Genomic DNA, 13,462 nt, shown 5'->3' with positions numbered 1-13,462 from the left:
GCGAAATTGATACGATAAGGGGATGGTGTAATTGAATTTAGTTTCAAGTGTTCGTCAGCAAGCATTAGAGCAACCGGATAAAATTGCATATCATTTTATGGGAAAAGATACGACGTACGGTGAGTTTGAACACACAGTTGGTCGTTTTGCAAAAGGGTTACAACAATTAGGGGTAGAAAAAGGGGACCATGTGGCTTTTTTACTCGGCAATACACCACATTATTTAATTTCGTTATATGCAACAATGAGTATTGGGGCAACAGCAATTCCAATTAATCCAATCTATACACCGGATGAAATTTCGTATATTTTGCATAATGGGGATGTAAAAGCTGTTATTGCACTTGATGCACTTCTTCCATTAGTAGAAATGGGTGTACATGCTTTTCCAAAGGTAAAAACATTTGTTGTTTGTGAGACAACAGAAGATGTTGCTGAAAAAGTAACTACTTTATCCGATGAGGCAAAAGCAAAAATTCATTTATTTTCACAAGTGATTGCTAGTGTATCAGAATCTTGCCAACCAGTAGAAGTAGCTGACGAAGATAATGCAATTATTTTATATACTTCAGGAACGACAGGTACTCCAAAGGGTGCAATGCTGACGCATGGCAATATCTATTCAAATGCACGAGATGTTGCGCATTATTTAGGCTATAGAGCAGATGATCGTATTATTGCAACTTTACCAGTTTTCCATGTATTTGCGTTAACGGTCGTCGTCAATGCACCTTTATTGAGTGGAGCAACAGTTTTACTTGTACCACGTTTCAGTCCAACAGAAATCTTTAAAATTACGAAGGAACAAAAAGCAACAGTCTTCGCTGGTGTGCCAACTATGTATAATTTCTTGTATCAATTACCTGAAGGCAATCCTGAAGATTTCTCAACAGTTCGCTTAGCAATTTCAGGAGGTTCATCTTTACCTGTAGCACTCTTACATAATTTCGAGAAGAAATTTAATGTGCGTGTTTCAGAAGGGTATGGCTTATCAGAAGCTTCACCGGTAACGTGCTTCAACCCATTGAATCGTGAACGTAAGGCAGGTTCTATTGGGGCATCCATTTCCAATGTTGAAAATAAAGTGGTCGATGTAAATGGACAAGAAGTGCCCGTTGGCGAAGTAGGGGAGCTAATTGTACGAGGGCCTAACGTTATGAAGGGCTATTATAAATTACCTGAAGAAACGACTATGGCTATACGTGATGGCTGGTTATACACAGGGGATTTAGCTAAAGTTGACGAAGAAGGGTACTTCTACATTGTTGACCGTAAAAAAGATATGATTATTGTAGGCGGATTTAACGTATATCCAAGAGAGGTTGAAGAAGTACTCTTTGCACATAATAATATCGTTGAAGCGGCAGTTGTAGGTTTCCCAGATCCTAACTTAGGTGAGGCAGTTCATGCATATGTTGTCTTAAAAGATGAAGATGCAACTTCAACAGAAGATCTTCTCGCATACTGTGCAAAACATATGGTGAAATACAAGGTTCCTAAAGTAATTGAGATTATAGATGAATTACCGAAAAATACGACAGGCAAAATTTTACGCCGTTCATTAAAAGAAAAAGTGTAAGAAACTGTAGCTACTATTGAAAAATAGTAGCTTTTTTTATCCCGCATAAATGAACAGTTAGATTCACATTTCAAGATTTAAGAGAAGGTGGGAGATCAACTGCCCGTAAAAGTTCAATTGATTAGGGGCAATAAATGTTTTCTGTGAGAAAGCGAAGTGCAAACGTAGTAGCAGGGTGTTAGTCACACAAACGTTTTCATAGAATGGGATTTTAGCTGGTGTTCCTCTAGTGAGGGACGAGGAACACCCACTGATTGAAGATTCACTTTAGGCTAATATTACAGCAATGTAAAAAAGCATGGCCACTTATTTAAATAAGTTGAGTGTGTATGTCTGTAAGTGATAAAATCAAACTTGTGAAATCTACATACTTTTTAACTTCCCTCCGAAAGAAGTCTCCCACATCTAAACGTGAAGGTGAGACAGCACCAGTGAAAGTGGAAGACTTCTTTTGTTTAGGTGTAGCCTAAAGATGTCTCTTTTTTTGCCATGATATAATCAGATTTAGATTGATGAAAGACTGTTATATCAATAAAATTGGACAATAATAATCATTCAGTGTTCTTGTTCTAGTCGTAAAATACCGTAGAAAAGTGATAGATGATGTCATTTTGACTATGCGAAAGCAATGGTTGGTCAGCACATCCAATAACGAAATATTAAAATTCATTAATGCGTACTATAGAAAATAAGATATGAAGTGAGGTGATTTGATATGGTAAACAAAGCCTATATGTTTCGTCTGTATCCAACGCAAGAACAAGAGAAACTTCTTGCGAAAACTTTCGGTTGTGTTCGTTTTGTCTATAACAAAATGCTTTCGGAGCGAAAAGAAATGTATGAGCAGTTCAAGGATGACAAGGAAGCGTTAAAAAGGAAAAAATTCCTAACTCCTGCCAAGTATAAAGTAGCATTTGCATGGCTTAAAGAAGTGGACAGCCTTGCATTGGCAAACGCTCAACTTAATTTGCAGCAAGCATGCAACAATTTCTTTTCTGGTCGTGCCCAATTTCCGAAGTTCAGAAACCGTAAGGCAAAACAATCCTACACAACCAATGTGGTGAACGGAAACATTATGCTTTTGGATGGCTCTATCAAATTACCGAAACTAAAACTTGTAAAAATGAAGCAACATCGAGAAATTCCGTCCCATCATAGGATCAAGTCTTGTACGGTTTCACGAACAAAAACAGGAAAATACTATGTTTCTATTCTCACCGAATACGAACATCAACCTATACAAAAAGAAATTCAAGCTGTTGTAGGTTTAGATTTTTCCATGAATGGCTTATTTGTCGATAGCGAAGAAGGTAAGACAGCCAATTACCCACGTTTCTATCGTCAAGCCTTGGAAAAATTAGCGAAGGAACAACGTATTCTATCACGCAAAAAGAAAGATTCTAATCGTTGGTACAAACAGCGTCTTAAAGTAGCGAAGTTGCATGAAAAAATCGCCAATCAACGGAAAGACTTTCTGCATAAAGAATCGTATCAAGTAGCAAAAAGCTATGATTGCGTGGTAATCGAAGATCTCAACATGAAGGGAATGTCACAAGCCCTCCGTTTTGGTAAAAGTGTTGCAGATAATGCATGGGGCATGTTTACAACATTTCTTAGGTACAAGTTAGAGGAGCAAGGGAAAAAATTGATCAAAATAGACAAGTGGTTTCCATCTTCCAAAACTTGTTCCTGTTGTGGTCAAGTAAAGGAGTCCCTATCTCTTTCTGAGCGTACGTTCCACTGTGATTGTGGGTTTGTGGCAGACAGGGACTGGAATGCCGCTATCAACATCAAACATGAAGGAGTGCGCTTATTATCCTTAGCGTAGCAAAAAGAACTCTTGGAACAAGAGGGATAGCTCGGTCAGTTTTCGTTGGCTACTAAAAGCAACGATAAGTCGAGAAGCCCCCACTTCGGTAGGTTTTAAGTGGTGGGTAGTTCACAGGCTTGTCATATAGTGATGGAGTAGTAACACCACAGATAGTAAACAGAATGGAACCCTTTGGTGTCTAGCTACGTCAAAGCTTTTAGAAAATTAAATTGAAAGAGAGCATATGGAAAAATGATAGAACTCATCAAAGAGTTAATTAGTTTTATTATGCATATTGATGTGCATTTAGAAGAGATCATTCGTGAGTTTGGTAATTTGAGTTATTTCGTTTTATTTGCAATTGTTTTTGTTGAAACTGGTGTCGTAATTTTCCCATTCCTGCCAGGTGATTCATTGCTTTTTGCTAGTGGTACATTGGCAGCAGCAATGGGCGCGTTTAACATGTGGATATTAATCCCTGTGTTTTTAGCAGCTGCAATTTTAGGGGATACGATGAATTATCATATTGGTCATAAAGTAGGGACATCCATTCCGCCAAAGAGCTTCCTTGGTAGAGTCGTTAAGAAAGAACGTATGGAGGCAGCAGAAAAGTTCTTTAATAAGCATGGTGGAAAAACGATTGTCATCGCACGTTTTATGCCTTTCATCCGTACATTCATACCCTTTGTTGCAGGGGCTAGTAAAATGAAGTATGGTTACTTCATTTTGTATAATGTTGTAGGTGCAGTGTTATGGGTATTCAGCTGTACATTACTAGGTTATTACTTTGGTAATATACCTATTATTAAAGACAACTTCTCAACGGTTTTAATATTAATTATCTTAATTTCAGTAATACCAGCCGTAGTTGGTGTTATTAAATCAAAAGTAAGTGGAAAATAAAAGGACAGTCCAAAAGTGAAAGAAGATCACTTAGGACTGTCCTTTTTTTACTCATCACACTATAATGAAAGTTCTTTTCTGTACGAAAGCTAGTGATAACATAGCGGCAGATGTTATCACAGGACTTGATACTCTAGCCTTCTTGCCCTATTCGTTTGCGTTTTAGGATATCGTCTGGAACGTTGATGCTCAAGCAAGTCGCATCATATATAGTTTATGCTTTAACGCTAATTATTGGGGATGATCTATTTTTTACTATTCTAAATAATAGATAAGACCTTGAGAATCTTCTATTTCTGTATCGCGTGGTATGTCGATAACTAAAATATTTGAATAGGAATTATCCATTTCGTATCGTTCTGCCCCTCGATTAAAATCTAAGAAACCTATTGTTGCTTTTAAACGATAATAATTTACTAGCTGTTTAGAAAGAGATTCAATAAATAACTGGTTTTGTGCCACATATACATCAGGTAGTGGTACTTCGTCAGAAAGATCGACACCATTTATTATGAAAGGAAATTGATAATAGGTAATTAGAGCTTTCCCCGATTCAATATTGTCATTATAACGTTGTCGAATATTCAAGCTTAAATAATTGTCATCACTATTTATTACAACAGGTAATGTATCTCCATCAAAGTCAATTTCCCATGTTTTCTTTTTGTAGTCTGAAGTTAAATACGAAGAATTGAATTCTTGATCATACTTTTGGATTTGATCAAATTTTTTCTCAACTTGTTTAATATCGGAAGGAGAAAGTACTGGTATTTTTGAATCTGAAAAAAAGCTAATATAAATGGAAGCAGTGAGTCCTAGAATGATATAACTAGTAATGCCAATCATAATACGCTTAGGTGTCCAAATTCTTTTAGTTTTATTACCTAATTTACTTAGTATTTGAAAAATAGCAATTACGAGTAGTATTGAAGTAAAAAAGTATATTGTAGTTACTATCATTTACGAGACACCTCCGATTTATTAGCAATCCAAATAGTGAGGCTAAAGAATAGTGTAGCCACAAGCAAACAAAGAACACTAATCACAAGATTTGGTAGCATCATTAGAGGAATAATGTTTGGTGCCATAAAAATGTAAATAAAGCTAAACACCATAAAAGTAGATAGAAATATTTTTATCACTAAGGGCCCTTTGAAGCTGGTGCCAAACAGTAAGCCGATTGCACCAAATAAACAAATGCTACTGAAGCATAATATGAATGTTGATGGTGAAATAAATAGACCTTCTTTTACAAAAGATTCCTTTTCCACTAATAAAATCCCTAATACTTGTAAATAGTAAGTCGAAATAATAATAATGACTGCAATAAAACTGTACATGATCATGACAAATATATTTGCGATGGCGCTTGATGTCCGACTAGAAATAACGGATAAATCATCAACTCGATACGCTTTTGTTGTAAAAAGAAGTGCTACGATAAATGCCCAAATGGCTGAAACAATAAGAAATGTATCGAGTGAATAAATTGAAAATCGAACATCTAAATTTCCATGTCCATAACCAGAAGAGGCACTTCCAGAGCTAGATTTTAAAACGCCAAAAATGATTTGTACAATAACTAAGGAGCTAAGGGCAGAAATATTTAATTTTGCTTTCCATTTCACTTGTTTTTTTACAATTGCTTTAAGTGAAATATTAGTCAAAGATTGCATCAATATCACGTCCTTTTTTAGTTGTTAAATACATGCAAACTTCACTTGCAGTAAGTGCTGATACTTGGATGCCTTTTGTTCGAAGCATTTCTTCTGAGACGAATAGTTTACTAGCATCTACTACAGCTGAGGTCATCCCTGCCACAATCTTTTGAGCGTAAACTTCCGTCTCAGAGAGCAGATCCGCAAGTTCATCACTTGGTCCGTGAAGTGATATGAGCTGTTCCTTAAATTCATCCAATGGCGCGTGGGCAATGACGGAGCCTTCATCTATTAATAAAATTTCTTCTAAGATAGATTCCATCTCTTGTAAATGGTGACTAGTAATTAAAAATGTCCGTGGAAATGCTAGGTATTCCTTTAAAATTGCTCTGTAAAAATCAGTACGAATCGCTTCGTCCATACCATTCATCGGCTCATCTAAAATGGTTAGTGCACAGCGACTTACTAATCCATAAACAAGATTAAAGGTTGCCAATTGACCTTTAGATAGTTGTTGGTGCTTTGCTGTAAGGTCGATACTCGCATAATCGAGCATGCGATGAGCTAATTCATTTTGCCAATTAGGATAAAAATCAGCTCCCATCTTAAGAATATCTTCGAGCGACAAGTAATCTGAGAAGCTTAATTGATCATCGATAAAAATCATATTGGCAGCTGTTTGAATATTATTAAAGGGATTTTCATTAAATACTTTACATGAACCAGTCGTAGGTTTTAGATAGCCTGCAAAAATATTCAGCAATGTCGACTTACCTGCACCGTTGCGACCAATAATGCCGATAATTTTTTCTGCATCAATAGTGCAGGTTACACGTTGCAGTGCTTGACGACGTCCAAAGCTTTTAGATAACTCCTTACATTGAATAATATTCATTCCAACCCCTCCTGTGTTTTTCGAATAAGCACTAGCAATTCTTCATCAGATACAAGTAAACGTTTTGCCTCTAAGACGATCTCTTGTGCCATTTTGGTCAATATTTCGTTTCGACGTTTCAATAAAATTCGTTCCTTAGCATCTATAGTGACAAACATTCCTAACCCCCGTTTTTTATATAAAAGTTGCTCTTCCAGTAAAATTGTCAATCCCTTACCAGCTGTGGCGGGATTTATATTGAATAACTCAGCTAGTTGGTATTGTGAATAGACTTTCTGGTCTGCTTGTAATCGATCGGCAATGATTTCGTGCTGCAGCCATTCAGCAATTTGTATATAAATCGGTGTTGTACCATCTAGATGAACGTGCATCGAAAAACCCCCTTTCGTTGCTACAAAATATAGTGCATTAGTGTTGTGATGTACTATACATCGAAATTTGGTAAATGTCCATATGAAAAGATAATATTTTACAAATCCATATAAGGAAGGTTTGAGTGAATTTAATAAAGGTAGATCGGCAAAAGGAATAATATTTTATTATGAGTAAATTGGAGTTTTGGGTAACGATTTTTTTGAAACTCATCAACGAGTGTTGAGGATGATACATACTGAGGATTAGGGACTAGAAGACCCCTTAGGGATAGGATCATAGTGGCTCATCGTACGCTACCAATTGGTACGAAAATCACTATGCTATATGGGTAATTTATTTTATTGTATATAATGTTAATTATTGTTAGTCGATTTTTAGACAGTTACTTGAATGAGAAGCAGATAGTGCTGAAAAATGCTATAATAATGTTACTAATAACTAGAGAAATGGGGGGCGACGAAATGGAAGTATTTATCGGCAGACAGCCAATTTTTAACCTTCAGGAACAAATCGTTGCATATGAATTATTATATCGCAGCAAAAACGTGAATGCTTTTCCAATGGTCGATTCAGATGCTGCCACAATTGATGTATTAGTAAACTCATTTCTTTTAATTGGCATTGAAGAGGTAACAAAAGGAAAACCTAGTTTTGTTAATTTTACAGAAAACTTGCTTATGAGTCCTTTAAATGAATACATAAATCCATCGCAAGTTGTTATTGAGATTTTAGAGGATGTCCCTATTACAGCTCAGTTAGTCGAGAGAGTTATTGAGCTCAAATCATATGGGTTTAAAATAGCATTAGATGATTTTATTTTAGATGATCAAGTACAAGTTTATGATGAGTTATTCACTTATATCGATTATATAAAAGTTGACTTTTTATCGTCACCACTACTAGAGCGAATGGAAATTGAAAATATAGTGAAAGAAAATTTCCCTCACATAAAATTGCTCGCTGAGAAAGTAGAGACACGTAAGCAATTTGAAGTGGCGAAGCATACTGGCTATGAATTGTTTCAAGGCTATTTTTTTGAACAACCTCAAATAATTACAGCAACCGATATACCTGCGAATACAATTCAATATTTATATATTATTACGCTATTAAAAGAAGAGGAACCTAATATACAGTTATTGGCGGAAAGTATTGAGCGTGACATTTCATTAACATATAAATTATTGCATATGGTTAATAATTCAGAGTTGCGTTCTAAATCCAAGGTTCGTTCGATTAAACAAGCGATTATATTACTCGGGGTTCCAAATTTACGAAAGTGGATTTATTTATTGGCGATGCGAGAAATTGACAGAAATACTGATAATGATCTGTTTAAAGAAGTCATGCGTACATCTTTATTTAGAGCAAAGGTATGTGAGAAATTAGCCAAGCTTTCCTATAAGAAAAATTTCTCTGAATATTTTTTAGTTGGGATGTTTTCATTAATAGACACGATGTTGCAAAGACCGCTGAATGTTATTTTACAGCAGCTACCTTTTTCAGAAGACGTTACAGCAACGCTTTTAGGTAATCAAACTGAAATGACACCTTATTTGGAATTCAGTACTGCGTTAGGCAAGTTAGATTGGTCTAAATTAGAAAGATTAGCTCCTCAGTTTACTATTGATTTTTCAACTATTGATCTTTTATACAATGAAGCCATGGAGTGGGCAGAAAAGTCTTTATAAAAATAAGGACCAATCTTCGTTTGTTTAGTGGAAAAAGCCGTTAAGTATATATTTTAGTGAAAAGTCAAAAATAAGTTATCTTTAAATTTTTTTAAGGTAGCTTATTTTTATGTTTTTAATAAGCCAGCTTGCCATTAGTTGATCTTCGTTACGACTGGGCGACTCCTTGTGGATTAGCAATAGAGGAACGAAGGCTAAAAGCATCACATCCTGTGATAACGCCTTCGTGACCAACATTGGTGCCGCTGCCGCTTCGTTAGCACTACGCTTTCGCGCAAAAAACATCTGTTGGCCTGAGACCCTGCAGCTAGCAAGTAGGGGAACGAAGGCTAAGAGCATCACGTCCTATGATAACGCCTTCCCCCGACGCCCCCAGGAAGCTTTGCTCTGTGCGAAAGCGTAGCGTCAGCAGCAACAAAGCGCCCAGTCGGAACGGAAATCAACCACACGTTATGATGATGAATCTAATTGTCATAGATGTAATACATAATGCAAACTATAAAAATACATGTTCCTTCATCAAGACGAAGTTCTCAATGCGAAAACTATTTGCTATAATCATCTCGTCTTTAAAAAATTCTGAAAGTTGAAGTGGGCGTGGGTGAAATGAATCAAATTCATGATGTAAGGGAAAGCATTGTGGAGTATGTATACGTCATAGTAGGAGCTGCAATTATTGCCATCGGCTTTAATGTATTTTTACTGCCAAATCAAGTAGCTTCTGGTGGAGTAAGCGGGATTAGTACAATTTTAAACGGTTTATTTGGTTGGAATCCTGGCTTAGTACAATATGCATTTAATATTCCATTATTTATAGCAGGTATATTATTACTTGGAAAGAAGTTTGGGATAAAATCGTTTATTGGAACAGTGACATTACCGTTCATTGTATTACTAACGAACAGTTGGAGTCCTTGGACAGATAATCCTTTACTCGGTGCACTATTTGGGGGGATTGTAGTCGGTATAGGAATAGGACTTGTTTTTAAGGGGAATGCTTCTACTGGTGGCACTGATTTACTAGCGCAAATTATTACAAAGTATACTGGAATAACACTTGGTACAAGTGTACTTTTAATTGATGGGATTATCGCAATTAGTGCGGCAATTGTTTTTGACTTAGAGAAAGGTTTGTATGCCCTGATTGGACTTTATGTCACGACAAAAACGATTGATATTATTCAGCTTGGCTTTAGTCAATCTAAAATGATTTACGTTATTACGATGAAACAAGATGAGGTACGTGATGCCATATATGCCGAGATCAATCGAGGAGTGACAAAGTTGCCTGCAATAGGTGGCTATACAGGGGAAGCGCGACCAGTTTTGATGGTTGTGGTTTACCAAACAGAATTCACAAAGCTGAAACAACTCATTAAAAACGTTGACCCATCAGCGTTTGTGATCGTTTCTAATGCTTATGAGGTGTTGGGAGAAGGTTTCAAACGTGCATAACTTTGGTATAATGTCGGGGAAAGATACTTATTTACTTTGAGGAGGGTCCCTAATGAAAAAAGCAATGTTAACATTAGCGATTGGTTCAGCAATCTTCTTAGCTGCTTGTGGTGGAGGTAAAACGGCAAATGAAGGTTCAAAAACTACTGCACCAGATGGCGAAACAATTGCAATGAAATCTTGTATTACTTGCCATGGTGGTGAACTACAAGGCCAAGGAAATGCGCCGAAAATTAGTGATGCTGGTTCTCGTTTTTCGGAAGCTGAACTTTTAGATATTATAGAAAATGGTAAAGGTTCAATGCCTCCTGGTATTGTTAAAGGCGAAGATGCAAAAGCAGTTGCTAAATGGTTGGCATCTCAAAAATAAAATGATCATCAAACTAGCGGGGCTGGAGAACCGCTAGTTTTTTTATGTGTAGAAGTTTTTAGTCATGAAGACAGAGTGTAAATATAGTTCTTTTAAACTTAGACATGCTAAAATAAAGTGAAACTGCCATCAGTAAGCTGATTGCTAGTTGAACCAATCGGGTGTATACAGCTAGTTAATTGCCACGGATAGTGGGAATTTTACTGACTGTTAACACAGACAAAACATATTCAATTCCTTTGAATGGAGGCTACAAAACATTGGTCGTAGTATTAACAAGAGACGTTATGGAAAAATTTAAGTTAGAATTGTTAGCTGGTGAGGAAGGAATAGGAAGAACGATTGTTACGAGTGATATTTCAAGACCGGGGCTTGAAATGGCGGGATATTTTACGCATTATCCTGCAAATCGAGTCCAATTGCTTGGAAAAACAGAACTTTCATTTTTTGAAATGTTACCTGCAAATGTGAAACTGGAACGCATGCGTCTACTATGTTCGCAGGATACGCCAGCTATTATTATTTCTCGGGATTTAGAGGTACCGAAGGAACTTATACAGGCGTCCAATGAAAAACATGTACCTGTATTTAAAACACATATGACAACAACGAAATTTTCGAGTAGACTAACAAACTATTTAGAAGGTCGCTTAGCACCAATGACTGCTGCTCATGGAGTTTTAGTTGATATATACGGTATCGGTGTACTCATTATCGGAAAAAGTGGTGTAGGGAAAAGTGAAACAGCACTTGAGCTTGTCAAGAAGGGGCACCGTTTAGTGGCTGATGATTGTGTAGAGATCCGTCAGGAGTCAGAGAACTTTTTAATTGGTAGTCCACCACCTCTTTTAGAACATTTACTCGAAATTCGAGGCATCGGTATTATCGATATTATGACCCTTTTTGGAGCAAGTGCGGTACGTCCGTACAAGCGTATTACATTAGTGATCGAATTAGAAATATGGGATCCAGAAAAAGTATATGATCGTCTAGGTTTAGAGGAAGAGAAAATGAAAATCATTGATACGGAATTAACGAAGTTAACGATTCCTGTAAGACCTGGACGAAATGTGTCTGTTATTATTGAAGTAGCAGCAATGAATTATCGTTTGAAAAAAATGGGTGTTAATGCAGCTGAAGAGTTTTCTAGAAGATTAGATGAGGTGATTTCATCAGCGGATGAATTAGATGATTAATTGTTCGTTAATAGGATACAATAGCCTATATGATAGATGAGAGGAGTTTAAGATGGATTTATTATTATTAGATATTAATCCGATTGCTTTCCATTTAGGACCTATTTCCGTTCGTTGGTATGGGTTACTAATTGTATCGGGTATAATTTTAGCTTATATTGTTGGACAAAGAGAGGCTGTTAAGAGGGGCCTACCGGAGGATTTTCTTGCTGATTTATTACTATGGGCTGTTCCTATATCCATAATATGCGCACGTATTTATTATGTAACGATGCGTTGGGATTATTATAGTGAAAACCCGGGGAAGATTATTGAAATTTGGAATGGTGGTATCGCTATTCACGGTGCACTTATTGGGGCATTTTTGACAGGTTACATATTCACTCGTAGAAGAAATATAAGTTTTTTACGAGTAGCAGATATTGCGGCACCGAGTATTTTAATTGGACAGATAATTGGGCGCTGGGGAAATTTTATGAACCAGGAAGCTTATGGCGGTCCAGTATCACGTGAATTTTTAGAACAATTAATGTTGCCGGATTGGATTATTAATCAAATGTATATTGAAGAATTAGGAACTTACGTACATCCTACTTTTTTATATGAATCCATTTGGAACTTCATTGGGCTAATTATTTTACTAGTATTACGCAAAGTAAATTTAAATCGTGGGGAAATATTCTTCAGCTATTTAATTTGGTATTCAATCGGTCGATTCTTTATAGAAGGTATGCGTACAGATAGCCTGTATTTGGTAGGGGATTTACGTTCAGCTCAGGTTGTTTCGATAATAGGCATTGTAGTGGGACTTGGTGCGATTATTTACCGTCGTATAAAAGTAAAACCCGCAGTGAAATATTTAGATAATAAATAGGGGGTTCGAAAAGTGACTGTAAAAGCATTACTATTTGATTTTGATGGTACATTACTCAATACTAATGATTTAATCATTCAAACATTTATGCATGTTTTAAACGAGCGATTTCCCGGGCAATATTCGCCAAAAGATTGCCTGAAATTCCTTGGTCCGTCCCTAAAACAGACATTTAGTGACATTGCTCCTGGTGAAGAGGAAGCAATGATTACAAAATATCGTGAATATAATGAAGCGCATCACGATGAGCTTGTCACTCAATATCCTGATGTGGTCCCAACTTTAGAGCAATTAAAGGATATGGGCATCAAATTAGCGATTGTGTCTACAAAGCGTAATGGGATGATTGATCGTGGATTATCTGTGCTAGGAGCAAGTCATTTATTTGATGTCCGTATTGGTACGGATGATGTGAAAAATGTAAAGCCTAATCCAGAGCCTGTTTTACTGGCGCTTGAACGCCTTGGAGTAAACAAGGAAGAGGCCATTATGATTGGTGACAATTCCCACGATATTGAGGCAGGACATAACGCTGGAGTTAGAGCAGCTGGTGTCGCATGGGCATTTAAAGGTGAGGAATACTTACAGCAATTCAAACCGGAATATATGTTGCATCATATGACGGATTTATTTGAAATTGTGAAAGCGGGGTAAGT

At 36.6% G+C, this 13,462-nt stretch carries 13 protein-coding genes; 9 read left to right on the top strand and 4 right to left on the bottom strand.

Annotated elements, in window-relative coordinates:
* Window positions 1–31: 31 nt before the first annotated feature.
* From ABNX05_RS23310 to ABNX05_RS23300, 3 genes are all read left to right on the top strand, one after another.
* Entirely contained in the window at window positions 32–1,579 is a 1,548-nt protein-coding gene (locus tag ABNX05_RS23310) for a fatty acid--CoA ligase family protein (RefSeq protein WP_349661872.1), read from the top strand.
* Between the two features lie 715 nt (window positions 1,580–2,294).
* On the top strand, window positions 2,295–3,407 hold the full coding sequence (locus ABNX05_RS23305) for an RNA-guided endonuclease TnpB family protein (RefSeq protein WP_349661871.1): 1,113 nt from the start codon (window positions 2,295–2,297) through the stop codon (window positions 3,405–3,407).
* Window positions 3,408–3,644: 237 nt separating this feature from the next.
* Complete coding sequence (locus ABNX05_RS23300; RefSeq protein ID WP_349661885.1) at window positions 3,645–4,292, top strand: VTT domain-containing protein; 648 nt, start codon at window positions 3,645–3,647, stop codon at window positions 4,290–4,292.
* Between the two features lie 255 nt (window positions 4,293–4,547).
* Here ABNX05_RS23300 and ABNX05_RS23295 read toward each other — a convergent pair whose 3' ends face one another.
* From ABNX05_RS23295 to ABNX05_RS23280, 4 genes are read right to left on the bottom strand one after another with little or no spacing between them, the layout of a single operon-like run.
* On the bottom strand, window positions 4,548–5,252 hold the full coding sequence (locus ABNX05_RS23295) for a hypothetical protein (protein ID WP_349661870.1): 705 nt from the start codon (window positions 5,250–5,252) through the stop codon (window positions 4,548–4,550).
* Window positions 5,249–5,968: a hypothetical protein gene (locus tag ABNX05_RS23290; protein WP_349661869.1), complete on the bottom strand. Its 720-nt coding sequence runs from the start codon at window positions 5,966–5,968 to the stop codon at window positions 5,249–5,251. The genes ABNX05_RS23295 and ABNX05_RS23290 overlap by 4 nt, the downstream gene beginning before the upstream one ends.
* On the bottom strand, window positions 5,952–6,845 hold the full coding sequence (locus ABNX05_RS23285) for an ATP-binding cassette domain-containing protein (RefSeq protein WP_349661868.1): 894 nt from the start codon (window positions 6,843–6,845) through the stop codon (window positions 5,952–5,954). Before ABNX05_RS23285 ends, ABNX05_RS23290 begins: the two co-directional genes overlap by 17 nt.
* Window positions 6,842–7,216, bottom strand: coding sequence for a GntR family transcriptional regulator (locus tag ABNX05_RS23280; RefSeq protein WP_349661867.1), 375 nt, complete (start codon window positions 7,214–7,216; stop codon window positions 6,842–6,844). Before ABNX05_RS23280 ends, ABNX05_RS23285 begins: the two co-directional genes overlap by 4 nt.
* 465 nt (window positions 7,217–7,681) lie before the next feature.
* Between ABNX05_RS23280 and ABNX05_RS23275 the strand changes: the two genes are divergently transcribed.
* The 6 genes from ABNX05_RS23275 (at window position 7,682) to ppaX (ending at window position 13,460) form a co-directional block, all read left to right on the top strand.
* Window positions 7,682–8,911, top strand: a complete 1,230-nt coding sequence (locus ABNX05_RS23275; protein WP_349661866.1) for an EAL and HDOD domain-containing protein — start codon at window positions 7,682–7,684, stop codon at window positions 8,909–8,911.
* 606 nt (window positions 8,912–9,517) lie between these two features.
* Complete coding sequence (locus ABNX05_RS23270) at window positions 9,518–10,366, top strand: YitT family protein (protein WP_349661865.1); 849 nt, start codon at window positions 9,518–9,520, stop codon at window positions 10,364–10,366.
* A 52-nt stretch (window positions 10,367–10,418) separates the two neighbouring features.
* Complete coding sequence (gene cccB, locus ABNX05_RS23265) at window positions 10,419–10,736, top strand: cytochrome c551 (protein ID WP_349661864.1); 318 nt, start codon at window positions 10,419–10,421, stop codon at window positions 10,734–10,736.
* A gap of 260 nt (window positions 10,737–10,996) precedes the next feature.
* A complete protein-coding gene (gene hprK / locus ABNX05_RS23260) occupies window positions 10,997–11,932 on the top strand; it encodes an HPr(Ser) kinase/phosphatase (RefSeq protein ID WP_349661884.1) in 936 nt (311 codons plus the stop codon).
* Between the two features lie 52 nt (window positions 11,933–11,984).
* The gene (gene lgt, locus ABNX05_RS23255; RefSeq protein WP_349661863.1) at window positions 11,985–12,806 is read left to right on the top strand and encodes a prolipoprotein diacylglyceryl transferase; all 822 of its coding nucleotides are present in this window, start codon (window positions 11,985–11,987) and stop codon (window positions 12,804–12,806) included.
* Between the two features lie 12 nt (window positions 12,807–12,818).
* The gene (gene ppaX / locus ABNX05_RS23250) at window positions 12,819–13,460 is read left to right on the top strand and encodes a pyrophosphatase PpaX (RefSeq protein ID WP_349661862.1); all 642 of its coding nucleotides are present in this window, start codon (window positions 12,819–12,821) and stop codon (window positions 13,458–13,460) included.
* Window positions 13,461–13,462: the final 2 nt, after the last annotated feature.

The organism is Lysinibacillus zambalensis, from assembly GCF_040183165.1.
Taxonomy (GTDB): domain Bacteria; phylum Bacillota; class Bacilli; order Bacillales_A; family Planococcaceae; genus Lysinibacillus; species Lysinibacillus zambalensis.
Note: the sequence above shows the minus strand (reverse complement) of the source record. Positions and strands in the feature narration are given on the sequence as shown.

Coding starts and splice junctions, on each gene's coding strand:
- ABNX05_RS23305 (WP_349661871.1), top strand. CDS start 2,295: ATGGTAAACAAAGCCTATATGTTTCGTCTGTATCCAACGCAAGAACAA.
- ABNX05_RS23295 (WP_349661870.1), bottom strand. CDS start 5,252: ATGATAGTAACTACAATATACTTTTTTACTTCAATACTACTCGTAATT.
- ABNX05_RS23290 (WP_349661869.1), bottom strand. CDS start 5,968: ATGCAATCTTTGACTAATATTTCACTTAAAGCAATTGTAAAAAAACAA.
- ABNX05_RS23285 (WP_349661868.1), bottom strand. CDS start 6,845: ATGAATATTATTCAATGTAAGGAGTTATCTAAAAGCTTTGGACGTCGT.
- ABNX05_RS23280 (WP_349661867.1), bottom strand. CDS start 7,216: ATGCACGTTCATCTAGATGGTACAACACCGATTTATATACAAATTGCT.
- ABNX05_RS23275 (WP_349661866.1), top strand. CDS start 7,682: ATGGAAGTATTTATCGGCAGACAGCCAATTTTTAACCTTCAGGAACAA.
- ABNX05_RS23270 (WP_349661865.1), top strand. CDS start 9,518: ATGAATCAAATTCATGATGTAAGGGAAAGCATTGTGGAGTATGTATAC.
- cccB (WP_349661864.1), top strand. CDS start 10,419: ATGAAAAAAGCAATGTTAACATTAGCGATTGGTTCAGCAATCTTCTTA.
- lgt (WP_349661863.1), top strand. CDS start 11,985: ATGGATTTATTATTATTAGATATTAATCCGATTGCTTTCCATTTAGGA.